The sequence below is a fragment of the Methylobacterium iners genome (assembly GCF_022179305.1).
GTDB classification, from domain to species: Bacteria; Pseudomonadota; Alphaproteobacteria; order Rhizobiales; family Beijerinckiaceae; genus Methylobacterium; species Methylobacterium iners.
The window spans coordinates 1-23798 of sequence record NZ_BPQP01000026.1; the positions used below are offsets into that span (position 1 = coordinate 1).

A 23798-nucleotide genomic window follows, 5' to 3' on the forward strand; every position below is an offset into this window, starting at 1 on the left:
GCTCGCAGCGCGCGGAGCCGAAGTCGTGTGGCTCGTCCAGTTGCGCGATCGGGTTCACGCAACTCAGGTCGAGAAGGCTGGTGACCATCATCAAGGCTCGCCGCGTGACCCGCAGGTCCCCTCTCCTAGGGGGAGAGGGACAGGGTGAGGGGCGTGCCCTCTCCGGAGAATCTACTCCCCTCACCCCAACCCTCTCCCCCTGGGAGAGGGAGTTCCGTCGCAGCTCCCGCGCATAGCGACCAGGTGATTCGGGAACGCCATGACCGCGCGCCGAGGGTTGGGAGGCGCATGACCGATGCGATCGACCGGCGCCCGGCATCACCCCCGCGACGCGTCCAGATACGGCGCCAGCCAGGCGAGTCCGGCCCGCGTGCCCTGCCGCGGATGGTACTCGCAGCCGACGAAGCCGGCATAGCCGAGCCGGTCGAGCGCCGCGAGGACGAAGGCGTCGTTCAGCTCGCCCGTGCCGGGCTCGGCCCGATGGGGCACGCTCGCGATCTGCACGTGCCCGATCAAGGGCATCAGGCGCGCGAGCCGGGTCGTCACGTCCCCGTGCAGGATCTGGCAGTGGAAGATGTCGAACTGGAGCCGGATGTTGGCGACGCCTTCGGCCTGCATCCCCGCGACGAGATCCGCGGCGGCGTCGAAATCATCCAGGAAGTAGCCCGGCATGCTGCGGGCGTTGATCGGCTCGATCAGGAGATCGATGCCGTTCGCGGCGAGCCACGTCGCCGCGTGGCGCAGAGCACGGCCATAGGCCTGCCGCGCCGCCGGGTCCCGCCGGTCGGCGAGCCCCGCCATGAGGTGAAGGCGCCGGACGCCCGTGGCCGCCGCATAGGCCAGGGCGGTCTCGACGCCGCGGGCCATCTCGTCGAAGCGGTCGGGCAGGGCGGCGAGGCCGCGCTCGCCGGCCGCCCAATCCCCGGGCGGCAGGTTGAAGATGGCGAGCTCGAGCCGGTTCGCCCGAAGCCGCTCCGCGATCGCCTCTGGCGGGTGCTCGTAGGGGAACAGGAACTCCACGACCGCGAAGCCGGCCTCGGCGGCCGCCGCGAAGCGGTCGAGGAACGCAAGCTCGGTGAAGAGCAGGCTCAGGTTGGCGGCAAGGCGCGGCATCGGCGTTTCAGTCCCGGACGGTCGCGCGAGCCTGCGCCGTCACTCCCGGATCAGCTTGCCCGTGTAGACGACGGGCCCCGTCGCGGCGCCGGTCGGCGAGCCGCCCGGGGGCTCGACCGAGACGGCGAAGAGGCCTTCCGACAGGCCCGCCGGGTCGGAGGCGGCCGGCAGGGGAAGGCGCTTGGCCTCCGTCCCGATCACGCCCAGCGATTTCGGCGCCTGTCCCGCACCGACATACCAGAGCTCGAGGCTCTTGCCGGCCGGCGCCTCGGCGCCGACGGGGCGCACCTGCGCCGTCCCGGCGGCCACGTCGATGCTGATCAGGAGGGCGGGCGCCTCGCCGCCCCGGTTCACGACGGCGAGGTAACGCGACTGCGGCGCGCCGGGTCGCAGGCCCGCGACCTCGCCCAGGAAGATGAACAGGGCGAGACCCGCCGCCAGGGCGCCGGCACCCGCCGCGGTCCATCGCCAGCGCCGGACCGCCCGGGCAAGCTCGGCGACGCGGTTGTCGTTCGCGGGCGCGGGGGCGGGCGCGACGGCACGGCCGCGCAGGGCCGCCTCGATGGCGGCCCAGACGCGGGAGCCCGGGGCGGCAGGAGGCACGATCCCCGCGAGGGGCGCGAGCCGCCGCTCCCATCCCCGCACGGCCGCCTCGGTGTTCGGATCGACAGTGCGCTCCAGCTCCATCGCCGCCCGCTCCGAGGCGGAGAGGGTGCCCAGCACATATTCGGCCGCCCGGAGGTCGCGGTCGTCTGGATCGCCGCTCATGCCGCCGGCTCCAGGCAGCCGCGCAGGGCGGAGAGGCCGCGGTGAAGCCAGGTCTTGATCGTGTTGACGGGCCGGTCGTAGCGGGCGGCGAGCTCCTCGCGCGAGTAGCCCTCGCAATAGGCGAGCACGATGCAGTCGCGCTGCGTCGTGTCGAGGCGCGAGAGGCAGGCCCGCAACGCGTCGCGTCCGAGGATCGCACCTTCGCTGTCATGCGGGTCGGCGAGCCGTTCCACCCAGTCCTCCCCGTCCTCGGTCACAGGCCCCTGCACCTCGCCCTTGCGGCGCACGACGTCGATCGCGCGGTTGCGGGCGATCGCGCAGAGCCACGGCATCGGGGCACCGGCGGACGGCTGGTACGAGCCCGCGCTCTGCCAGATCCGCAGGTACACGTCCTGAAGGACGTCCTCTGCCGCGGTGCGATCTCTCTGGATACGCAGCACGACGCCGAAAAGTTTCGGGGCGGTGGCTTCGTAGAGCGCCTTCAGGGCCGCCTCGTCGCCGCGGGCGATCTCCGCGATCAGACGCAGGAGGGTGGCGTCGTCACGCACGGGGCGAAGCGTCCTCTCTGCGCGACATGGGTCCGAAAGCCGTTCGATCTGGCGGGAACGTTGGCGCGGACCGTAATGCAGCGCGCCGCTGCGCGCTACCGCATCGCGCAGGACCGGTGTGGATGCGCCGGACGCTTCGCCGCGCGAGGCTGTCGGCGGTCGGGCCCGCGACCTATCTCCGAATCCGGCAGGATGAGCGGAGAGGGAGTGTGGGCATGGCCTCGCAGGGAGACTGGAAGATTCCCGCCGCCGCGCAGCCGAAGCCCGGCGATTACGGCTACGACTTCGAGCGGGCGCTGACCGCGATCGTCTCGCTCTCGACGCGGGTGCCGCCCGAGGCGTTCACCGCCGAGACGCTCGGGACCGAGCGGGCCGGCAACGGCGTCGTCATCGGCGAGGACGGCCTTGTCCTCACCATCGGCTACCTGGTGATGGAGGCTGAGACCGTGTGGCTCACGACGCACGACGGGCGCTCGCTGCCCGGGCACGTGGTCGGCTACGACGCCGTGACCGGCTTCGGCCTCGTTCAGGCGCTCGGCGCCCTCGATCTGCCCGCCCTTCCCTTCGGACGCTCGGGGACCGTCAGGGTCGGCGACCAGGCCGTCGTCGCGGGCGCGGGCGGGCGCCAGCGCTGCGTCGCCGTGCAGGTGATCGCCCGGCAGGAATTCGCCGGCTACTGGGAATACGTGCTCGACGACGCGCTCTTCACCGCGCCCTCGCATCCGCATTGGGGCGGCGCCGCCCTGATCAGCCGGGAGGGCGAGCTCCTCGGCATCGGCTCGCTGCAGCTCCAGCAGGGCGGCACCGGCGCGGCGCGGGCGATCAACATGATCGTGCCGATCGATCTCCTGCCGCCGATCCTCGACGACCTCGTGCGCCGCGGGCGGGCCGACCGGCCGCCCCGCCCCTGGCTCGGCCTCTACGCCACGGAGGGCGAGGGCGCGGTGGTGGTGATGGGATTGGCCGATGACGGGCCGGCCGAGAGCGCCGACCTGCGCGCGGGCGACGTCATCGTCGCGGTGGCCAGCGAACCGGTCGCCGACCTCGCCGGCTTCTTCCGCCAGGTCTGGGCGCTCGGCGAGGCCGGGGTGCGGGTGCCGCTGACGGTGCGGCGGGACGGCACGGTGCTGAAGCTCTCCGTGACCTCCGGCGACCGCGAGCGGTTCCTCGTGACGCCCCAGCTGCACTGAGCCGGCCGTTGCCCCGATCCTGCGCTAAGTCTATCCCGTCGCGATGACGCAACCCATCCACATCATCGGCGGCGGGCTCGCCGGCTCCGAGGCCGCCTGGCAGATCGCGCAGGCCGGCCACGCCGTCGTCATCCACGAGATGCGGCCGGTGCGCGGCACCGAGGCCCACAAGAGCTCGGACCTCGCCGAGCTCGTCTGCTCGAACTCCTTCCGCTCCGACGACGCCAACGGTAACGCCGTCGGCCTGCTGCACCAGGAGATGCGGAGCCTCGCCTCTCTCATCATGCGCGAGGGCGACGCCCATCAGGTGCCCGCCGGCGGCGCGCTCGCCGTCGACCGCGAGGGCTTCGCCGGCGCCGTCACCCGCGCGCTTGAGGCGCATCCGCTGGTCACGATCGCCCGCGAGGAGGTCGAGGGCCTGCCGCCGCCCGAGTGGGATCAGGTCATCATCGCCACCGGCCCCCTCACCTCCCCGGCGCTCGCCGAGGCGATCCGCGGGCTGACGGGCGCCGAGGCGCTGGCCTTCTTCGACGCGATCGCGCCGATCGTGCACCGCGATTCCATCGACATGGACAAGGCCTGGTTCCAGTCGCGCTATGACAAGGCCGGCCCCGGCGGCACGGGGGCCGACTACATCAACTGCCCGCTGAACCGCGAGCAGTACGACGCCTTCATCCAGGCGCTGATCGCGGGCGAGAAGACCTCGTTCAAGGAATGGGAGGCCTCGACCCCCTATTTCGACGGCTGCCTTCCCATCGAGGTCATGGCCGAGCGCGGCCCCGAGACCCTGCGCCACGGGCCGATGAAGCCCGTCGGCCTCACCAATCCGCACGACCCGACGGTGAAGGCCTGCGCCATCGTCCAGCTCCGGCAGGACAACGCGCTGGGCACCCTCTACAACATGGTCGGCTTCCAGACGAAGCTGACCTATTCCGAGCAGGTCCGGGTTTTCCGCACGATCCCGGGGTTGGAGAAGGCCGAGTTCGCGCGGCTCGGCGGCCTCCACCGCAACACCTATCTCGACAGCCCCCGCCTCCTCGATCCGACCCTGCGCCTCAGGGCGCAACCGCGCCTGCGCTTCGCCGGCCAGATCACCGGCTGCGAGGGCTATGTCGAGAGCGCCGCGACGGGACTGATCGCCGGCCGCTTCGCCGTGGCCGAGCGGGAGGGCCGGAGCCTGGCGCCCCTGCCGACGACGACGGCGCTCGGGGCGCTGATCGGCCACATCACCGGCGGGCACATCCCCGCCGAGGATGCGGGCGCGCCCCGCTCCTTCCAGCCGATGAACGTCAATTTCGGCCTGTTCCCGCCCCTCGACCAGGCCCCCAAGGGAGAGGCTGGCCGGCGCCTGCGCGGGCCGGAGAAGGCGCTCGCCAAGAAGCGCGCGCTGACCGACCGGGCGCGGGCCGACCTCGCCGCCTGGATCGGCGACGGGGAGCGGCGCGAAGCGGCCGAGTAGGGCGACACGTCCCCTCGCATCGTGTAGAGGGAGCGCCTTCCCTCGGAGGCCCCTTTGCTTCACGTCTCGACCCGCGGCGCCGCCGCGCCGCTCAACTTTTCCGACGCGCTTCTCGCCGGGCTCGCCCGCGACGGCGGCCTCTACGTGCCCCAGACCTGGCCGCAGATCTCCCGCGAGACCATCGCCGGGCTCGCCGGCGCCCGCTACGCGGATGCGGCCAAGGTCGTGCTCAGGCCCCTGATCGACGGCGAGATCGCCGATTCCGACCTCGACCGGATGATCGAGGATTCCTACGCCACCTTCCGGCACAAGGCGGTCTGCCCCCTGGTCCAGCTCGACGACAACCTCTTCCTGCTGGAGCTCTTCCACGGCCCGACGCTCGCCTTCAAGGACGTGGCGATGCAGCTCCTCGGCCGCCTGATGGACCACGTGCTGCGCGCCCGCGGCACCCGCGCGACCATCGTCGGCGCGACCTCGGGCGATACCGGCAGCGCCGCGGTCGAGGCCTTCCGCGGGCTCGACCAGGTCGACATCTTCATCCTGTTCCCGGAGGGCCGGGTCTCGGAGGTGCAGCGCCGGCAGATGACCTCGGTAGATGCCGAGAACGTCCATGCCATCGCCATCGACGGCAATTTCGACGATTGCCAGAACATCGTCAAAGCCCTGTTCCAGCATGCGGATTTCGCCGAGGACCTGAAGCTGTCGGGCGTAAACTCCATCAACTGGGCCCGCGTCGCGGCGCAGTCGGTCTATTACTTCACGAGCGCGGTGGCGCTCGGCGCGCCCCACCGGCCCATCTCCTATGCCGTGCCGACCGGCAATTTCGGCGACATCCTCGCCGGCTGGGTCGCCAAGCGGATGGGACTGCCGATCGATCGCCTGATGATCGGCACCAACGCCAACGACATCCTCGCGCGCACCCTGGAGCACGGGGCCTACGAGGTCCGCGGCGTCCAGCCGACCACCTCGCCGTCGATGGACATCCAGATCTCCTCGAATTTCGAGCGTCTGCTGTTCGAGGCCCTGGGCCGGGACTCCTCAAGCCTCGGCCGGCTCATGGCGGGCCTGAGGCAATCGGGCGGGTTCAGCCTGGACGAGCCGGTGCTCCGAACGGTGCGCGACGAGTTCGACGCCGCCGCCGTCCCGGAACCCGCGGTGAAGGCCGAGATCGCGCGGACCCATCGCGAGACCGGCCTCGTCATCGATCCCCACACCGCGATCGGCGTCCATGCCGGGCGCAAGCTCCTCGACAAGGACCCGCGCACGCCGGTCGTCGCGCTCGCCACCGCGCATGCGGCGAAGTTCCCGGACGCGGTCGTCGCCGCGACCGGCGGCCTGCGCCCCGCCCTGCCGCCGCACCTCGCGGATCTCCTGGACCGCCCCGAGCGCTTCGCGCGGGTTCCCAACGATCAGGCGGCGGTCGAAACCTTCATCCGCGAGCGCTCGCGCGTCACGAAAGCCGCCTGAGCATGAACCAGCACTTCGCGACCCACGGCGCCTCGCCGGACCTCAAGATCACCCGGCTGGCCAACGGCCTCACCGTGGCGACGGAGGCGATGCCCGGCGTCGCCACGGCGACGCTCGGGGTCTGGGTCGGCGCCGGCTCGCGGCACGAGCGCGCCGACGAGCACGGCTTGAGCCACCTCATCGAGCACATGGCCTTCAAGGGCACGCGGACCCGCTCCGCACGCAGGATCGCCGAGGACATCGAGAATGTCGGCGGCGACATCAACGCCGCCACGAGCGCCGAGGGCACGAGCTACAGCGCCCGGGTGCTCGGCGAGGATGCCGGCGTCGCCCTCGACGTGATCGGCGACATCCTCACGAACTCGGTCTTCGACGAAGGCGAGCTCGCCCGCGAGAAGGGCGTGATCCTCCAGGAATACGCGGCGATCGAGGACACCCCGGACGACGTCGTCTACGAGGCCTTCACCGAGGCCGCCTTCCCCGACCAGCCGATCGGCCGCCCGATCATCGGAAGGCCTGAGACGATCACGAGCTTCGACCGCGACGGGATCGAAGTCTACATCGCCCGCGAATACACGCCCGACCGGATCGTGCTGGCCGCCGCCGGCGCCATCTCGCACGACGCGATCGTCGAGGCGGCCGAGCGGCATTTCGGGTCGCTCAAGCCCGCGCAGGCGCCCGAGACCGTGCCCGGCATCTATGTCGGCGGGGAGCGGCGCCTCGCCAAGAAGCTCGAACAGGCCAACCTCGTCATCGGCCTGCCCGGCCTCTCCTTCCGCGACGACGGCTACTACGCGCTCCACATGTTCGCGCAGGTGCTGGGCGGCGGCCTGACTTCCAGGCTCTGGCACGAGGTCCGCGAGACCCGCGGCCTCGCCTACGAGATCCAGGCCTTCCATTGGCCCTTCTCGGATTGCGGCCTGTTCGGGATCGGGGCGGGCTGCTCCGGCGGCGACCTCGCCGAGCTCGTGGACGTGACGATCGCGGCGACCGTCAAGGCGGTCTCCGACCTCGACACGGTCGAGATCGCCCGCGCCAAGGCGCAGCTCAAGGTCGCCCTGCTCTCCGCCCTCGAGACGCCCGGCGGCCGCATCGAGCGCAACGCCCGCCAGCTCCTGTCCTGGGGCCGCGTGATCCCGGCCGCGGAGGTCATCGCCAAGGTCGACGCGATCGAGGTCGAGGACGTGCGCGAGGCCGGTCGCCGGTTGCTGGCCGGCACCCCGACGCTGTCGGCGATCGGCCCGATCCGCAAGCTGCCACCTCTCGAGCAGATCGCGGCGGGCCTGCGGGCCGGGTGAGGGTGCGGCGACCGGCATGTTTTGGCCGCAAAAGGCGGTGATCGAAGGCCTTCGCCCTGGGCAGGAAGCGGTGGGTGCCTCCCTCGCGGGAGCTTCCGCGCCTTGCCCGGACAGGCACCCATCGGTACGACTCTGCACCGAACTGAGCCGTACTCGCCGGTGACGCCGCCCGGCCGGAATCCTCGCCCGTTGCGTATTGCCTCATCCGTCCTCGCCACCCTCGTGACGGCGCTGCTCGGCGTCCTCGCGCTCAGCCTGCCGGCGCGGGCGGTGGAGGCCGTGCGCATCACTCTCGACGCGCCGGCGATCGACCTCACGCCGATGATCGAGCGCTACCGCTCGGACGGCGACCTGATCCAGATCTCGACCGCGCCGGGCAAGGACGGGATCGTGCGCCGCATCGTGGTCAAGGCGCGCGATGCCGGGGCACGGCCCGACTGGATGGTGTTCGCGCTCACCAACGACACCGACGAGCAGATCGACCGGCTCCTCGTCGCCCCGCATTTCCGCCTCGTCGGCTCCGGCGTGATCTGGCCGGACCTCGGGGGATCGCGCATCGCTGCGATCACCGCGAGCCAGGGCATCCGGCCCGAGCGGGACGAGAACCCGGAGGCCGACCAATTCGTCATCACCGTCGATCCCGGCGCCACCGTCACCTTCGTCGCCGAGCTGCGCGGCCCGAACATCCCCCAGGTCTACCTCTGGGAGCAGGAGGCCTACCGCAAGAAATCGACGGGGCTGACCCTCTACAAGGGCATCATCATCGGCATCGCCGGGCTGCTCGCCCTGTTCCTCACGATCATCTTCGTCGTGAAGGGCGCGATCATCTTCCCGGCCGCCGCCGCGCTCGCCTGGTCCGTGCTCGCCTATGCCTGCATCGATTTCGGCTTCCTGCAGCGCATCTTTCCCGTCACGGAGGGGGCCGAGCGCATCTACCGCGCCTCCGCCGAGGCCGTGCTCGGCGCCACCCTTCTCGTCTTCCTCTTCGCCTACCTGAACCTTTCCCGCTGGCACGTGCGCTACAGCCACGTCGCCTTCTTCTGGCTCGCCTTCCTCGCCGGCCTCGTGGGGCTCGCGGTGTTCGATCCGCCGGTGGCGGCGGGCGTCGCCCGCATCTCGATCGCGGCGGTCGCGGGTGTGGGCCTGCTGCTGATCGTCTACCTCGCCGCCCATAACGGCTACGACCGCGCCATCCTGCTGGTGCCGACCTGGTTCCTGCTGCTGTTCTGGGTGGTCGCGGCGGGCTTCGCCATCACCGGGCAGATCGGCAGCGACCTCGTGCAGCCGGCGCTGATCGGCGGACTCGTGCTCATCGTCATGCTGATCGGGTTCACGGTGATGCAGCACGCCTTCGCCGGCGGCGGCCTCACCCATGCCTTGGTCTCCGACACCGAGCGCCGGGCCCTGGCGCTCACCGGCGCCGGCGACGTCGTCTTCGACTGGGACGTGCCGGGCGACCGGGTCTTCGCCGGTCAGGAGATCGAGGGTCAGCTCGGGCTCAAGCGCGGAACGCTCGAGGGGCCGGCCGCGAACTGGCTCGGCCTGCTCCACCCCTTCGACAAGGACCGCTACTCCGCCGCCCTCGACAGCGTGATCGAGGAGCGCCGCGGCCGCATCGTCCACGATTTCCGCCTGCGCTCCCAGGCCGGCCCCTATCATTGGTACCGCCTCAAGGCGCGTCCGGTGATCGGGACCGACGGCGAGGTGATCCGGATCGTCGGCACCATCGCCGACGTGACCGAGGTCAAGACCGCCGAGGAGCGCCTGCTGCACGACGCGGTCCACGACAGCCTCACCGGCCTGCCGAACCGCGAGCTCTTCCACGACCGCCTCGACGCGGCCCTCGCCCTCGCGAGCCAGGACCCGCGCCTGAAGCCGACGACGATCGTCCTCGACATCGACCGGTTCAAGGCGATCAACGACGCGATCGGCCTCTCGGCCGGGGACTCGATCCTCCTCACCCTCTCTCGCCGGCTCGGCCGCCTGCTGCGCCCGCAGGACACGCTGGCCCGGGTCTCCGGCGACGAGTTCGCGCTGATCCTGCTCTCCGAGCGCGACCCCGACCGCATCCTCGCCTTCGCCGAGATGATCCGCCGGGCCATCGCGACGCCGATCACCTATGCCGACCGCGAGATCTTCCTCACCGTCTCGGCAGGCCTCACCCTCCACGAGACCGGCGCGAACCTGAAGCGCGAGGAGGTGTTCAAGAACGCCGAGATCGCGATGATCCAGGCCAAGCGGGCCGGCGGCGACCGCATCGAGATCTTCCGCGCCAACATGCGCAACGAGCGCAGCGATCGCCTCGTCCTCGAGAGCGACCTGCGCCGCTCGCTCGAGCGCAACGAGATGAAGGTGCTGTTCCAGCCGATCGTCCGTCTGGAGGACCGCACGGTGGCGGGGTTCGAGGCCCTGCTGCGCTGGGACCATCCGAAGCTCGGCCGCATCCCGCCCGCGACCTTCATCCCGGCGGCCGAGGAGAACGGCTTCATCGTCAATCTCGGCGTCTTCGTGCTGGAGCGGGCCGCGATCGAGCTCGCCGCCTGGCAGCGCTCGCTGGACGTCGAACCGCCGATCTTCGCCTCCGTGAACGTGTCCTCGCGCCAGCTCCTGCGCCACGACCTCCTGCACGACGTGAAGACCGTGCTCGCCCGCTCCGGCGTGCTGCCGGGCTCGCTCAAGCTGGAGCTCACCGAGAGCCTGGTGATGGAGAACCCGGAATACGCCGCCCAGATGCTGGCGCGCATCCACGACCTCGGCGCCGGCCTGTCGCTCGACGATTTCGGAACCGGGTACTCGGCCCTGTCCTACCTGCAGCGCTTCCCCTTCGACACGATCAAGATCGATCAATCCTTCGTCCGCCAGATCGCCACCGGCCAGACCGCCATTCTGCGCTCGATCGTGAGGATGGCCCAGGAACTCGGCCTCGCCATCATCGCCGAGGGCGCCGAGACCGAGGCCGATGCGCAGGCGCTCGCCGAACTCGGCTGCGACTACGCCCAGGGCTTCGCCTTCGGCGAGCCGATGTCGATGCTCCAGGCCCGTCAGCTCGTCGGGGCGGCGCCGGAGGCGGCTTGAGGTCGCCGGTCAGCGCGCCTTGAGCACCGTGCGGCAGGCGGCCGGCAGGGCGGCCATCGTCATGGGTGGCCGCGCCTTGGGTGGCGTCGTCGACTTTCTCGGGTTCAGCACGGCGTCGCTGAACCAGTAGGCCAGTTCCTCACCGCAGCCGTCCCCGGGGGGCGGGGCCGCCTGGTCGTCGCAGGCCGCCTCCCCGCCCGGGCAGGAGAGGCGGATGTGGTAATGGTAATTGTGCCCGTACATCGGGCGGACCTTGTTGAGCCAGCCGCGGTCGCCGCCGGCCTCGCGGCACAGGGCCTTCTTGATCGCCGGATTGACGAAGATGCGGGCGACCTCCCGCTCCTGCGCGGTCATCCGGATCAGCTTCGTGTGCTCGGGCGTCCAGACGTCGGGATCGATGTCGAGGCGGTCGGCCCGCACGACGTTCGTCGCCGACATCTCCTCGCGCTCGGCGCGGCTCAGGCGCCGGTTCGGCATCGGGGTGAGCCAGATATCGGCGTCGAGACCGAGCTGATGCGAGGCGTGGCCCGTCAGCATGGGGCCGCCGCGGGGCTGGGACATGTCGCCGACGAGAAGGCCCGGCCAGCCGGCGCGGGGCGCCTTCCCGGCCAGGCGCTCGATGAAATTGACGAGGTGCGGCGTGCCCCACATCCGGTTGCGCGACAGGCGCATCACCTGCCAGTTCGGCCCATCGACGGCCAGCGCCTCGCCGCCGGAGAAGCAGCCCTTGGCGTAGCCGCCGTAGGCCTCGGAGGGGCCCGGCGCGGGCGTCGTCGCGCGGCCGAACAGCTCCTTGGCCGGGGTCGAGGGCGCGTCCGGATTGGCGAGCGGCGGCAGCGGCTTCGGGTTCACGCTGCCGCGGTCCTGGGCATGAGCGGGCATGCCGACGGCCAGGAACGCGGCGAGGGCGAGGCGGGTCGGGCGAAGCGGGATCGGCATGAAGCGAGGCTAGACCATCCGCCCCGGACCCGTCGAGACATTCGGTGAGCGGCTCAGTCCACCGCGACCATGACGTCGGAGGGTTTCATGACGGCGCAGGCCGGTGCGCCGACGGACCGCTTGAGGCTGTCGACGGCCTCGTTGGTGATCGCTGCGGTGACGGTCTGGCCGGCGGCGATCTCGATTTTCACGTGGGCGTCGTGGGGCCCTCGTCGATGGCGACGACCGTCCCCGTGATGACGTCGCGCGCTGATCTGCATGACGTGACCTTGTTTCGCTGTCGCAGGGCGGACGGCTCTCGGCACCCCCTTACAGCGAGCGGACAGGCCAGGGCGCCTCGGATGTTGATCCCCTCTGCCGAGCGATGAACCGGTTTCGGATGCGATCAGAGCTCCGCCTCCGGTTCCTCCTCGATCCGGCGGCGCACGCCCCACCCGGCGAGCACGTCGTTGAGCTCGTCGAGGACGAAGTGGCGGGCGCTGTCCCGGTCGTACCCCTCGTCGAGAAGGGCGTCGTATTCGGTGAAGGCGTGGCGGGCATAGGCCACGAGGGCGAGCCAGGCTGCGTTCGGAGGCGCGGCGCCCCGCAAGCCGGGGCTCGTCAGCGCACGCGTCAGCACGGCCTCCGCCTCGAAGTCCAGCAGGCGCGGCGCGAGCAGGGTGAGCGCGGCCGCCACGGCCTCGCGACGGTTCATGCCCCTCGCTCCTGGTGCGGCACGGCACATCACCTTTTCTTCAGCCTTGCAGCACCATGCTGCGGCCCTCACCTGCCCTGTAACGTGGGCCGTGGCCGGTCGTGGCCGCCGTCATAATCTGAGCCATTCTCCGCGATAGGGGAATGTCGCGCGGTCGTCCGGGGGCCGGCCTGGCTTGCCTCCGCGTCCCGCGTTTCTCGAGGAATCGATTGTTATGCGCCGAAGCCTAGTCGCCTCCGCCCTCCTCGTCTGCCTGCCCGCGATCGGATTGCTCGCCCTGCCCGCATCGGCTCAGCAGCCGAACGGCGCCCGCCCCCACCGCAGCATCACCGCGACGGGCGCGACCAAGCCGCCGGGCGCCGCCGACCGTCAGACCCCCGGCGCGCCCTTCTCGAAGGCCTCGACCGAGGCCGACATGCTGAAGGCCCAGCGCGCCGCCGCCGCCCGCGACAAGGCCTGGGACAACAAGATGCGCACCACCATGGGCTCGATCTGCAAGGGCTGCTGATCCCGCGGCCCTGCCGGTGATCGCGTTCGAAGCCGTCTCGAAACGGTTCCCCGGCGCGGATCGCCCGGCCGTCGACACGCTCGACCTGACGGTGCCGGCCGGCACCATCTGCGCGCTGATCGGCCCCTCGGGCTGCGGCAAGTCCACGACCCTGCGCATGGTCAACCGGCTGGTCGAGCCGAATTCCGGGCACGTGCGCGTCGCGGGCGAGGACGTGATGCGGATCGACCCGATCCGCCTGCGCCGCTCCATCGGCTATGTCCTGCAGGGCGTCGGCCTCTTCCCCCATCGGACGGTGGCCGAGAACGTCGGCACGGTGCCGGCCCTGCTCGGCTGGACGCGCGCGCGCGTCGCGGCACGGGTCGATGCCATGCTCGACCTCGTCGGCCTCGACCCGGCGCAGTACCGTCAGCGACGGCCCGACGAACTCTCCGGCGGTCAGCGCCAGCGGGTGGGCGTCGCCCGCGCGCTCGCGGCCGATCCGCCCATCCTCCTGATGGACGAGCCCTTCGGCGCCGTCGACCCGGTCGTACGCGGCCGGCTGCAGGCGGATATCGGCGCCATCCTGCGGGATCTCGGCAAGACCGTGATCGTCGTCACCCACGACATGGACGAGGCCGTGCGCCTGGGCGACCAAGTGGTGCTGATGCGGGAGGGCCGCATCGTCCAGGCCGACGCGCCGGATCACCTGCTGGCCCGACCCGCCGACGCCTTCGTCGCGAGCTTCGTCGGCGAGGATCGTGCCCTGCGCCGTCTCGCCCTGCTGAACGCGGGCTCGCTCGCCACGCCGGGTGAGGCCGGGGGGGCGCCACCGATCGAGCCAGGCAGCTCGCTCAAGGACGCGCTGGCGCTCATGCTCGCGACCGGCGCCGACCGTCTCACCGTCTTGGGCAACGATCCGCGGGTCCTAACCCTGTCGGCGATCCGGACGGCGGCCACGGAAGCATAAACCGCGGGGCGGCGGATCCACGGCGAAGCAGCGTCATCCGCCTCTCTGCCACGCTCGCAACCGCGCGGGGCGGACGGGTTCCCGGCAGGACGGAGGAGAATTTCCCAGGCTCAGCTCGCACCTTTCGCCGGCCGCGTGGTTCCCTTCCTGAGACGGCAACCGACCAGCCATGCTGAAGGAAGCAACGCGATGGCCAAGGCGAACAAGCACACGATGGGTCCCGGCTCGCAGGGCAAGGGCTCGGGTTCGGGTGCGATGACGGACCTGCCGGAAGGCATCCTCGAGGAGAACATGGTGCTGAGCAACCGCGACAAGTCCCGGCACAGCGACGAGCGCGGCCTCGACAGCAAGACCGTTCAGACCGAGCAGTACCAGGATCACGCCGCCAACCGCGAGACGGATGTCGACATCTCCGGCGACGGCAACACCAGCGGCCTGTCCGGCCAGATGACCAACACCTCCGGCGCCGACAGCGCCGTGGGCGGGCGGCAGCAGAAGTAAGCCTCCGCGGATCGCGAGACGGGTGCCGCGGCCACGGGAGCTGCGGCGCCCGAGAAGCTCTCAGTCGAGCTCCGCCATCAGGCGGGGGATCTGCGCCGGGAGGTCGCGAGCGAGAAAGCCGAGCGGGCCCTCCTCCTCTGCCAGACGGCACCCCGCTTCCCCGTGCAGGTGGACGCCCCAGAGCGCTGCCGCCGCGGCCTCTGCACCGCGTGCCAGGAGACCGGCGAGGATACCGGCGAGCACGTCGCCGGAGCCCGAGGTGGCCAAGCCGACATGGCCGCCCTCGTGGAGCCAGGCTTCACCCTGGGGCGACACGACATGTGTGCGCGCGCCCTTCATGATCACCGTTGCTCGAAAGGCCTGGGCGGCTTCCCGCGCAGCCGCGAGTGGATCTTCCTCGATCGCCGACCGATCCCGGCCGAGGAGCCGCGCCATCTCGCCGGCATGCGGGGTCAGGAGCACGGGCGCTGATCGCTTCTCCAGGATGGACCGCTGCGCTCCCAAATCTGTGAGGGCACCGGCGTCGAGGATCACGGGCTTGTCCGGATGCGCGGTCAGCAGCGTCCGCAGCACATCGCGGGTGCCCGCGTCACCATTCAGGCCAGGGCCGATCAGGAGCGACTGGCAGGCCGCGGCGTGGCTCGTGAGCAACCGCCCTGCCCCTGGCCTCAAACCGCCGCGCGCGGTCTCCGGCAGTCCGATCACCATCGCCTCCGGCATGGCGAGGCCGAGGGCGAGCGCCAGGCTGCGGCCGGTGGCGACCCGGAGACGGCCCGCGCCGGCGCGGAGAACGGCGGTGGCGGCGAGCAGCGCGGCGCCGGGCAATTCACGGCTGCCGGCGACCACCAGCACACCGCCGCGGGCATCCTTGCTGCCGGCATCGGGTTCCGGCTGCGGCAGAGGCATGCCGCGCAGGATTTCGCGGGTCAGCTCGACCGGCTGTGACATCGGGGCCTCGCTCGAACGGGGTGGCAGGAGAGCCGTGCCGCCCGACCGCCGCATTAACCCGCGTTACGAGCGGCCGGTCCCGGCCCTCAGAGCATGCTCGGGAGGATGCGGTCCGGCGGGCGGTGGCCGTCCATGAAGGTCTTGATGTTGATGATGACCTTCTCGCCCATGTCGGTGCGGCTCTCGTGGGTGGCCGAGCCCATATGCGGCAGGAGCACGATCTTCCCTGAGCGGGCGAGCTTCACGAGGCGCGGGCTCACGGCTGGCTCCTGTTCGAACACGTCGAGGCCCGCGGCCGAGATCTCGCCGGCCTCGATGAGGCGCGCCAGCGCATTCTCATCGATGACCTCGCCGCGGGCGGTGTTCACGACGATCGCCTCCGGCTTCAGGAGCTTGAGGCGCCGGGCCGACAGCAGGTGGTAGGTCGCCGGGGTGTGGGGGCAGTTCACCGAGACGATGTCGACGCGGGCTAGCATCTGGTCGAGGGATTCCCAGTAGGTCGCCTCGAGCTCGCCCTCGATCGCGGCGGGGACGCGGCGGCGATTGTGGTAGTGGATCTGCAGGCCGAAGGCCTTGGCACGCCGCGCCAGCGCCTGGCCGATCCGGCCCATGCCGACGATGCCGAGGCGCTTGCCCGTGATGCGCCGCCCCAGCATCCAGGTCGGCGACCAGCCGGCGTCCCAGGCGTCGTCGGGGATGATGCGCGCGCCCTCCGTCACCCGGCGGGCCACGGCGAGGATGAGCGCCATGGTCATGTCGGCGGTGTCCTCGGTCAGCACGCCCGGCGTATTGGTCACCGTGATTCCGCGCTCGAGCGCCACCCCGACATCGATATGATCGACGCCGTTGCCGAAATTCGCGATCAGCCGCAGGTTCGGCCCGGCCTGAGCCAGCAGCGCGGCGTCGATCTCGTCGGTCACCGTGGGAACGAGCACGTCGGCCTCGCGCAGCGCGCCCGCGAGATCCTCCTGTCCGAGGGGCTGATCGTCCGGGTTGAGGCGGCAATCGAACAGCTCGCGCATGCGCGCCTCCACCGCTTCCGGCAGGCGACGCGTGACCACGACGAGCGGCTTGCGCTTCAACGACGGCATGAACCCTCCCTGCGGCCGCGCTCGGCGCTCACCCTGCGAGACCCGGTCCGCGCGCGGCCGATCCGGCGCGCCGGCCTTGCCCCGGGGATCGCGGCCCGGCTTTACGCCATTGTTAACCACGTGTCGGCCAAACAGGTGCCGAAGGTCGAAAGCCCATCGGCTTGCGGCCCTCGGCCTCTCTAGCAGAGCAAGGCCGGAACACAACGTGCCGAACATGCCGCGCGCTCGGGCGCGATGAGCCGGGACAGGAGACGGACGATGCGCTTCCTCGCTCGATTGATGGCCTGCTCCGTGCTCGCCGCCGTGTCGCAGGTCCAGGCGGCGCCTACGGGCGCGCCTCCTGAGGTCGCCACCGGCCCCGTCACCAAGCTGCCGCTGCCGCGCTACGCCAGCCTCAAGACCGACCGCGTGAACCTGCGCGAGGGTCCCTCCAAGGATCATCGCACCCTCTGGGTGTTCCAGCGGGCGGGACTGCCGATCGAGATCATCGCGGAATTCGAGACCTGGCGCCGCATCCGCGATTCGGAGGGCACCGAGGGCTGGGTCCTGCACTCGCTCCTGTCGGGCCGGCGGACCTCGATCGTCACGGCGGGTCGGGGCGGCGACAAGGCCGCGGCGGTGCCGCTCTACGCCCGGGCCGACGAGCGCTCTGGCGAGGAGGCCCGCCTGCAGGCCGGCGTGATCGGCAGCGTGAAGAACTGCAACGGGAGCTGGTGCCGGGTCATCGTCGCCCTGCCCCAGAGGGGCGGCGACGTCGACGGCTACATCCGCCAGGACCGCCTCTGGGGCGTCTATCCCAACGAGAAGGTGGATTGAGCGATCAGGCCTGGCGGTGGCCGGAGCGGCGGCGCAGCCTGACGATCACCTCGACGCCGGCAATCTCCATGCCCTCGGGCGCGTCGGGGAGCGATTCCACCGTGATGCCGCAATCGGGCATGTCGAGGACCTGGCCCTCTTCCTCGAGGAAGAAATGGTGGTGCTCGCTGGGGTTGGTGTCGAAATAGGCCTTCGAGCCGTCGAGCGCGAGCTGGCGCAGCAGGCCGGCTTCCGTGAACTGGTGCAAGGTGTTGTAGACGGTGGCGAGCGACACCGGCACCTTGGCCCGCATGGCCTCGTCGTAGAGCATCTCGGCGGTCAGGTGGCGGTCGCCGCGGCCGAACAGCAGCCAGCCGAGGGAGAGGCGCTGCCGCGTCGGGCGCAGGCCCGCCCGGCGCAGGCGGTCGCGGAGATCCGAGAGCGGACAGCCCCGGCGCGCGCCGCCCGCCTCACCCATGGCGGCGGTGGCCCGCGCATTCAGGGCAGTCTGCAGGGCGAGCAGGTTGGACATGGCGACGCTGATATCTCGCTGACGGCGGAAATTTAAGCCTGAGTTATACGGAACCAGCGGCGGCGTCGCAACCCGAGGGTGATCGCGAGGCTTGCACCGCGCACAGGACTGACCGGCGCAGGGCCCGTCGTGAGGCCCCGGCTTTGAGCCGTTCGGGCACTATGGTAACGAGGCGCCGCTTTCGAGGACCTGCAGCGGGCCAGCCCCGCTCAACGAGGACCGAACCGCCCGCATGTCGTCCGATTCCCACAGCAACGGCGCGTCCGACGCCGCGCCTTCGAGCCCGGCGCGGGCCTCGCAGTTCTCCTACGAGGATCTGCTCGCCTGCGGGCGCGGCGAGCTGTTCGGGGCCGGCAACGCCCAGCTGCCGCTCCCGCCGATGCTGATGTTCGACCGGATCGTCTCGATCGGCACCGAGGGCGGCGCGCATGGCAAGGGCCACGTCCTCGCCGAGTTCGACGTCCGACCCGACCTCTGGTTCTTCGGCTGCCACTTCAAGAACGATCCGGTGATGCCCGGCTGCCTCGGCCTCGACGCGCTCTGGCAGCTCGTCGGCTTCCATCTCGGCTGGCTGGGCGCCCCGGGCCGTGGCCGCGCGCTCGGCGTCGGCGAGGTGAAGTTCACCGACCAGGTGCTGCCGACCGTCAGAAAGGTCGTCTACGGCATCGACATCATGCGCGTGCGCCAGGGCAAGCTCGTGCTCGGCATCGCCGACGGCTGGCTCGAGGCCGACGGCCGGCGCATCTACGAGGCGAAGGATCTGCGCGTCGCCCTGTTCCAGGCGCAGAGCCCCGCCGGCGGCTGAGCGGGCCTGACCGGTTGAGATTGCCGCGGCATCGTCCTACGTGACGCAGGATGCGTCGGCGCTCGCTGGCCGGCGCCCGGGAGAGCTGCGTCCTTCATGCGCCGTGTCGTGATCACCGGGATGGGCATCGTCTCGTCCATCGGCAACAACGCCGACGAAGTCGCCGCCTCCCTGAGGGACGCGCGGTCCGGCATCGCGCATTCGCCCTCCTACGCCGAGCACGGCTTCCGCAGCCAGGTCGAGGGCCGGCCGAGCCTCGACCCCGAGACGGTCGTCGACCGCCGCGCCATGCGCTTCCACGGCGGCGGTACCGCCTGGAACCACGTCGCGATGGATCAGGCGATCCGGGATTCGGGTCTCGAGCCGGGCGACGTCTCGAACGACCGCACCGGCATCATCATGGGCTCGGGCGGACCCTCCACCCGGGTCATCGTGGAATCCGCCGCGATCGCCCGTGAGAAGGGCCCCAAGCGCGTCGGCCCCTTCGCGGTGCCCAAGGCGATGTCCTCGACTGCCTCGGCGACGCTCGCGACCTGGTTCAAGATCAAGGGCGTGAACTACTCGATCGCCTCGGCCTGCGCGACCTCGAACCATTGCATCGGCAACGCCGCGGAGATCATCCAGGGCGGTCGCCAGGACATCATCTTCGCCGGCGGCTGCGAGGATCTCGACTGGACGCTCTCCGTCCTGTTCGACGCGATGGGCGCGATGTCCGCGAAGTACAACGACACGCCCGCCCGGGCGTCCCGCGCCTACGACGTGAACCGCGACGGCTTCGTGATCGCGGGCGGCGCCGGCGTCCTCGTCCTCGAGGAGCTCGAGCACGCCCGTGCCCGCGGCGCCCGGATCTACGGCGAGGTCGCGGGCTACGGCGCGACCTCGGACGGGCACGACATGGTCGCGCCCTCCGGCGAGGGTGCGGTCCGCTGCATGCGCCAGGCCCTGTCCGGCCTGAAAGGTGCGCGGATCGACTACATCAATCCGCACGCCACCTCGACGCCGGTTGGCGACGACAAGGAGATCGAGGCGATCCGGGAGGTCTTCGGCCGCGGCGAGGCTTGCCCGCCGATCGCGGCGACGAAGTCCCTGACCGGCCATTCCCTCGGGGCGACCGGCGTGCAGGAGGCGATCTATTCGCTCCTGATGATGCGAGAGGGCTTCATCTGCGAGAGCGCCCATATCGACGAGATCGACCCGGCCTTCGCGGACATGCCGATCCTGCGCCAGCGCCGCGACGGGGTGCAGCTCGGGCACGTCCTCTCGAATTCCTTCGGCTTCGGCGGCACCAACGCGACGCTGGTGCTGAAGCACGTCGACGCCTGACGGCGCACGTCAGACCAAGCCCCGCTGTGTCATTTCGGGCTCTGCTACGCAGCCCCGGAATGACAGAGTGGGAGGGAGCAGGTAGACCGCCTCCCTCGTAACGGGTCCAGGGGAGACGGCATGACGGGTTTGATGGCAGGCCGGCGCGGCTTGGTCATGGGGGTCGCCAACGACCACTCGATCGCCTGGGGCATCGCCAAGACCCTGCACGCCCACGGCGCCGAGCTCGCCTTCACCTACCAGGGCGAAGCGCTCGGGCGCCGCGTCGCACCGCTGGCCGCCTCCCTCGGCTCCGACACCGTTATCCCCTGCGACGTCGAGGATCTGGCGAGCCTCGACGCGACCTTCGCGAGGCTCGACGAGCGCTTTCCCGAGGGCATCGACTTCGTCGTCCACGCCATCGGATTCTCGGACAAGGGGCAGCTCAAGGGCCGCTACGTCGACGTCACCACCCGCGAGAATTTCTCGCGCACGATGACGATCTCCTGCTTCTCCTTCACCGAGGTTGCCCAGCGGGCGGCCAAGCGCATGCGCGCGGGCGGCTCGCTCCTGACGTTGACGTATGGCGGCTCGACCCGGGTCATGCCCAACTACAACGTCATGGGGGTGGCCAAGGCGGCGCTGGAGGCTTCCGTGCGCTATCTCGCCGGCGACCTCGGCCCCGACGGCATCCGGGTCAACGCCCTCTCGGCGGGCCCGATGCGCACGCTGGCGGGGGCCGGCATCGCCGACGCGCGCCTCATGTTCAACCACCAGAAGGCGCACGCGCCCCTGCGGCGGACGGTGACGATGGAGGAGGTGGGGGGCTCGGCGCTCTACCTGCTCTCGCCTCTGTCCGGCGGAGTGACCGGCGAAGTCCATTTCGTGGATTCCGGCTACAACATCATCTCGATGCCCCGTCCGGACGTGCTGCAGGCCCAGGACGAGGCCGGCGTCGTCGGAACCGAGTAGGGCCGAGCGAGCTTCCACGGATCGACGTCGCAGCGGTTCCGGCGCGAAGTTGCCGCGGCCGTTGCAGAGCCGCCGGGCCGGTTGTGTGGTATGGGTCACGGTCGCCCGAAATCGTGTTCGGTCGTAACGGAGCCGTCACGCTGATGTCGGATCGCTCCGGTAGGGCGTCGGTCCGGATTGCTCGGCGAGACGCCCGCGGATCCGGCGAGGAACGTGCGAGCGGGAGCGGGTAGTGGTGAAGGGACGCGATTCAGCCGAGATCGTTTCGGCCCTGGCGCGGTGCAGGACGGCCTTCATCGGCGTCGGCGTGATGAGCGGCCTCATCAACGTCCTCTACCTGACGGGCTCGTTCTTCATGCTGGAGGTCTACGATCGGGTCATCCCGAGCCGCAGCGTGCCGACGCTCGTCGGCCTGATGGTGCTGGCCCTCGTGCTCTACGCCTTCCAGGGCGCGCTCGAGGCGCTGCGCTCGCGCATCCTGGCCCGGGTCGGCGCGGCGCTGGACGAGGCGCTCAGCGCCCGAGTCTTCGACATCGTGGTGCGCGCGCCGCTCAAGGGCGCGACCCCGGGCGACGGCCTCCTGCCGCTGCGCGACCTCGACCAGCTGCGCGGCTTCCTCGCGGGCTCCGGTCCCTCGGCCCTGTTCGACCTTCCCTGGATGCCGATCTACCTCGTGATCTGCTTCCTGTTCCACCCGCTGATCGGCGTCGCCGCCCTCATCGGTGCCGGCGTGCTGGCCGCCCTGACCTACCTGACCGACCGGTCGACGCGGGCGCCCTCGCAGGCTTCCACGGTCCACGGCATGCGCCGCAACGGCCTCGCCGAGGCCGGGCGGCGCAACGCCGAGGTGCTGGCCGCCATGGGCATGCAGGGCCGCTTCGCGGCGCGCTGGGGCGAGGCCAACCGCGACTACATGATGACCCAGCAGCACGTCGCGGACGTGGCGGGCGGCTTCGGGGCGGGTTCCAAGGTCTTCCGCATGGCGCTGCAATCGGGCGTGCTGGCGCTGGGCGCCTGGCTCGTCATCAACAACATGGCCTCGGCCGGCATCATCATCGCGAGCTCCATCCTGGTGGCCCGCGCCCTGGCGCCGGCGGAGCTCGCCATCGCCAACTGGCGCGGCTTCGTCCAGGCCCGCCAGAGCTGGACCCGCCTGTCGGAGCTCTTCGCGCGCATCCCCGCCGCGAACGATCCCCACGCCCTGCCGGCACCGACCGAATCCCTCGTCGCGGAGGGAGTCAGCGTCGTTCCCCCGGGCACGCAGCGCGTGGTGGTGCAGGACCTCAGCTTCGGCCTGCGGGCCGGCCAGGGGCTCGGCGTCATCGGACCGAGCGCCTCGGGCAAGTCCTCGCTGGTGCGTGCCCTCGTGGGCGTCTGGCCGCCGGCCCGCGGCAAGGTCCGCCTCGACGGCGCCGCCCTCGACCAATGGTCGAGTGCCGATCTCGGCCCGCATATCGGCTTCCTGCCGCAGGAGGTGGAGCTGTTCGCGGGCTCGATCTCGGAGAACATCGCCCGGTTTGATCCGGGCGCCCGCTCGGAGGACGTGATCGCGGCGGCGAGGGCCGCGGGCGTCCACGAACTGATCCTGCGCCTGTCGGAGGGCTACGACACCCGCATCGGCGAGGGCGGGGCGGGCCTGTCGGCCGGCCAGCGCCAGCGCATCGGGCTGGCTCGGGCCCTCTACGGCGACCCCTTCCTCGTGATCCTCGACGAGCCGAACGCCAACCTCGACAACGAGGGCGAGAATGCGTTGACCCGGGCGATCATGGGGGTGCGCGAGCGCGGCGGCATCTGCATCGTCGTCGCCCACCGGCCGAGCGCGCTGGCGGCCGTGGACCTGATCCTGATGATGGCCGACGGGCGCGCTCAGGCCTTCGGGCCGAAGGACGAGGTCCTCAAGCAGGTTCTGCGGCCCGCGCCGGCGCCGCCCGCCGTCGCAGCCAAGCCCGCCTCGCCCCGCGCCGTCGCCCAGCCCGAGCCCGGCGGAAGACCGGGTCCGGGCAGGAGTAAACCCCCGGGGGATGGGGGCGCGCAGCCCCCCGGCCCCGTCACCCTGGCGGAGAGCGCCTGATGTCCATCTCCATCAGCCCCGGCGGCGCTCTGCCGGCCCTGCCGCGCCCGACCGCACACGGCTCGATCCGCCGCCACCTCGCGCTGGCGATCGGCCTCAGCGCCGCCCTCGTCGTCGGCGTCGGCGGCTGGGCCACCTTCACGGTGATCTCCGGTGCGGTCATCGCGCCCGGTCAGCTCGTCGTGGAATCCGAGGTGAAGAAGGTCCAGCACCCGAACGGCGGCGTCGTCGGCGAGCTGCGCGTGCGGGAGGGAACGCGGGTCAAGGCCGGCGAGGTCCTGATCCGCCTCGACGACACCCAGACCCGGGCCAACCTCGACATCGTGCGCAAGGCCCTCGACGAACTCGCCGCCAGGCGGGCCCGCGACGAGGCCGAGCGCGACGGCGCTTCCTCCATCGCCTTCCCGCCGGAGCTCGTGGCGCGCAAGGACAGCGATCCGTCCGTCGCCCACCTGATCGAGGGCGAAACGCGGCTGTTCGCGGCCCGCGTCGCCGGCCGCGAGGGCCAGAAGTCGCAGCTGCGCGAGCGCGTCCTGCAGCTGCGGGAGGAGATCAAGGGCCTCACCGAGCAATCCGCGGCCAAGGACCGCGAGATCGCCTTCATCGGCAGCGAGCTCAAGGGCGTGCGCGAGCTCTTCGCCAAGAACCTGATCCCGCTCTCGCGGGTGACCGCGCTCGAGCGCGACGCGGCCCGGCTGGAGGGCGAGCGCGGCCAGCTCATCGCCTCGACCGCCTCGGCCCGCGGCAAGATCACCGAGACCGAGCTCCAGATC

Annotated in this window: 23 protein-coding genes; 14 read left to right on the forward strand and 9 right to left on the reverse strand. The window is 71.1% G+C overall.

All coding sequences use genetic code 11. The features are described 5' to 3' along the window. Positions 1-318 precede the first annotated feature (318 nt). The 3 genes from otnI to MFF55_RS08895 are packed head-to-tail and all read right to left on the reverse strand — an operon-like array spanning position 319 to position 2429. Positions 319-1113, reverse strand: coding sequence for a 2-oxo-tetronate isomerase (gene otnI, locus MFF55_RS08885; RefSeq protein ID WP_238243727.1), 795 nt, complete (start codon positions 1111-1113; stop codon positions 319-321). A gap of 39 nt (positions 1114-1152) precedes the next feature. Further along, the gene (locus MFF55_RS08890) at positions 1153-1881 is read right to left on the reverse strand and encodes an anti-sigma factor (RefSeq protein WP_238243728.1); all 729 of its coding nucleotides are present in this window, start codon (positions 1879-1881) and stop codon (positions 1153-1155) included. Further along, positions 1878-2429: a sigma-70 family RNA polymerase sigma factor gene (locus tag MFF55_RS08895; RefSeq protein WP_238243729.1), complete on the reverse strand. Its 552-nt coding sequence runs from the start codon at positions 2427-2429 to the stop codon at positions 1878-1880. The genes MFF55_RS08890 and MFF55_RS08895 overlap by 4 nt, the downstream gene beginning before the upstream one ends. 215 nt (positions 2430-2644) lie before the next feature. Between MFF55_RS08895 and MFF55_RS08900 the strand changes: the two genes are divergently transcribed. From MFF55_RS08900 to MFF55_RS08920, 5 genes are all read left to right on the forward strand, one after another. Next, positions 2645-3619 (forward strand): S1C family serine protease, encoded by a 975-nt coding sequence (locus MFF55_RS08900; RefSeq protein WP_238243730.1) that lies wholly within the window; start codon positions 2645-2647, stop codon positions 3617-3619. A gap of 43 nt (positions 3620-3662) precedes the next feature. After that, positions 3663-5078 (forward strand): methylenetetrahydrofolate--tRNA-(uracil(54)-C(5))-methyltransferase (FADH(2)-oxidizing) TrmFO, encoded by a 1416-nt coding sequence (gene trmFO, locus MFF55_RS08905; RefSeq protein ID WP_238243731.1) that lies wholly within the window; start codon positions 3663-3665, stop codon positions 5076-5078. Positions 5079-5132: 54 nt separating this feature from the next. Further along, a complete protein-coding gene (gene thrC, locus MFF55_RS08910) occupies positions 5133-6545 on the forward strand; it encodes a threonine synthase (protein ID WP_238243732.1) in 1413 nt (470 codons plus the stop codon). 2 nt (positions 6546-6547) lie between these two features. Beyond that, complete coding sequence (locus tag MFF55_RS08915; protein ID WP_238243733.1) at positions 6548-7843, forward strand: M16 family metallopeptidase; 1296 nt, start codon at positions 6548-6550, stop codon at positions 7841-7843. A gap of 189 nt (positions 7844-8032) precedes the next feature. Then, positions 8033-10918, forward strand: coding sequence for a sensor domain-containing phosphodiesterase (locus MFF55_RS08920; RefSeq protein WP_238243734.1), 2886 nt, complete (start codon positions 8033-8035; stop codon positions 10916-10918). 9 nt (positions 10919-10927) lie between these two features. Here MFF55_RS08920 and mepA read toward each other — a convergent pair whose 3' ends face one another. The 3 genes from mepA to MFF55_RS08935 form a co-directional block, all read right to left on the reverse strand. Continuing rightward, the gene (mepA, locus tag MFF55_RS08925) at positions 10928-11851 is read right to left on the reverse strand and encodes a penicillin-insensitive murein endopeptidase (RefSeq protein ID WP_373874760.1); all 924 of its coding nucleotides are present in this window, start codon (positions 11849-11851) and stop codon (positions 10928-10930) included. 59 nt (positions 11852-11910) lie between these two features. Beyond that, on the reverse strand, positions 11911-12048 hold the full coding sequence (locus tag MFF55_RS08930) for a hypothetical protein (protein ID WP_238243736.1): 138 nt from the start codon (positions 12046-12048) through the stop codon (positions 11911-11913). Between the two features lie 194 nt (positions 12049-12242). Beyond that, entirely contained in the window at positions 12243-12551 is a 309-nt protein-coding gene (locus MFF55_RS08935; RefSeq protein WP_238243737.1) for a DUF2293 domain-containing protein, read from the reverse strand. A gap of 214 nt (positions 12552-12765) precedes the next feature. Between MFF55_RS08935 and MFF55_RS08940 the strand changes: the two genes are divergently transcribed. From MFF55_RS08940 to MFF55_RS08950, 3 genes are all read left to right on the forward strand, one after another. Further along, the gene (locus MFF55_RS08940) at positions 12766-13059 is read left to right on the forward strand and encodes a hypothetical protein (protein WP_238243738.1); all 294 of its coding nucleotides are present in this window, start codon (positions 12766-12768) and stop codon (positions 13057-13059) included. A 16-nt stretch (positions 13060-13075) separates the two neighbouring features. Continuing rightward, the gene (locus MFF55_RS08945) at positions 13076-14008 is read left to right on the forward strand and encodes an ABC transporter ATP-binding protein (RefSeq protein WP_238243739.1); all 933 of its coding nucleotides are present in this window, start codon (positions 13076-13078) and stop codon (positions 14006-14008) included. A gap of 189 nt (positions 14009-14197) precedes the next feature. After that, positions 14198-14509 (forward strand): hypothetical protein, encoded by a 312-nt coding sequence (locus MFF55_RS08950; protein ID WP_238243740.1) that lies wholly within the window; start codon positions 14198-14200, stop codon positions 14507-14509. Between the two features lie 60 nt (positions 14510-14569). Here the strand turns inward: MFF55_RS08950 and MFF55_RS08955 are convergent, their stop codons facing one another. Then, positions 14570-15457, reverse strand: coding sequence for an NAD(P)H-hydrate dehydratase (locus MFF55_RS08955; RefSeq protein ID WP_238243741.1), 888 nt, complete (start codon positions 15455-15457; stop codon positions 14570-14572). 86 nt (positions 15458-15543) lie between these two features. Then, complete coding sequence (locus tag MFF55_RS08960) at positions 15544-16548, reverse strand: 2-hydroxyacid dehydrogenase (RefSeq protein WP_238243742.1); 1005 nt, start codon at positions 16546-16548, stop codon at positions 15544-15546. Between the two features lie 258 nt (positions 16549-16806). Here MFF55_RS08960 and MFF55_RS08965 point away from each other — a divergent pair, with 258 nt between their 5' ends. Next, the gene (locus tag MFF55_RS08965) at positions 16807-17364 is read left to right on the forward strand and encodes an SH3 domain-containing protein (RefSeq protein WP_238243743.1); all 558 of its coding nucleotides are present in this window, start codon (positions 16807-16809) and stop codon (positions 17362-17364) included. Positions 17365-17368: 4 nt separating this feature from the next. Here the strand turns inward: MFF55_RS08965 and irr are convergent, their stop codons facing one another. Beyond that, positions 17369-17875: a Fur family transcriptional regulator Irr gene (irr, locus tag MFF55_RS08970; protein ID WP_283206717.1), complete on the reverse strand. Its 507-nt coding sequence runs from the start codon at positions 17873-17875 to the stop codon at positions 17369-17371. A 232-nt stretch (positions 17876-18107) separates the two neighbouring features. Between irr and fabA the strand changes: the two genes are divergently transcribed. The 5 genes from fabA to MFF55_RS08995 all read left to right on the forward strand — a co-directional run. Continuing rightward, positions 18108-18680, forward strand: coding sequence for a 3-hydroxyacyl-[acyl-carrier-protein] dehydratase FabA (gene fabA / locus MFF55_RS08975; protein ID WP_238243744.1), 573 nt, complete (start codon positions 18108-18110; stop codon positions 18678-18680). 96 nt (positions 18681-18776) lie between these two features. Further along, positions 18777-20003, forward strand: coding sequence for a beta-ketoacyl-ACP synthase I (gene fabB / locus MFF55_RS08980; protein WP_238243745.1), 1227 nt, complete (start codon positions 18777-18779; stop codon positions 20001-20003). Positions 20004-20123: 120 nt separating this feature from the next. Further along, the gene (gene fabI / locus MFF55_RS08985; protein ID WP_238243746.1) at positions 20124-20954 is read left to right on the forward strand and encodes an enoyl-ACP reductase FabI; all 831 of its coding nucleotides are present in this window, start codon (positions 20124-20126) and stop codon (positions 20952-20954) included. A 232-nt stretch (positions 20955-21186) separates the two neighbouring features. Beyond that, entirely contained in the window at positions 21187-23025 is a 1839-nt protein-coding gene (locus MFF55_RS08990; protein ID WP_283206718.1) for a type I secretion system permease/ATPase, read from the forward strand. Beyond that, positions 23025-23798: putative HlyD family type I secretion protein (locus tag MFF55_RS08995; RefSeq protein WP_238243747.1), on the forward strand; the 774-nt coding region annotated here is incomplete at its 3' end. The genes MFF55_RS08990 and MFF55_RS08995, both read left to right, overlap by 1 nt.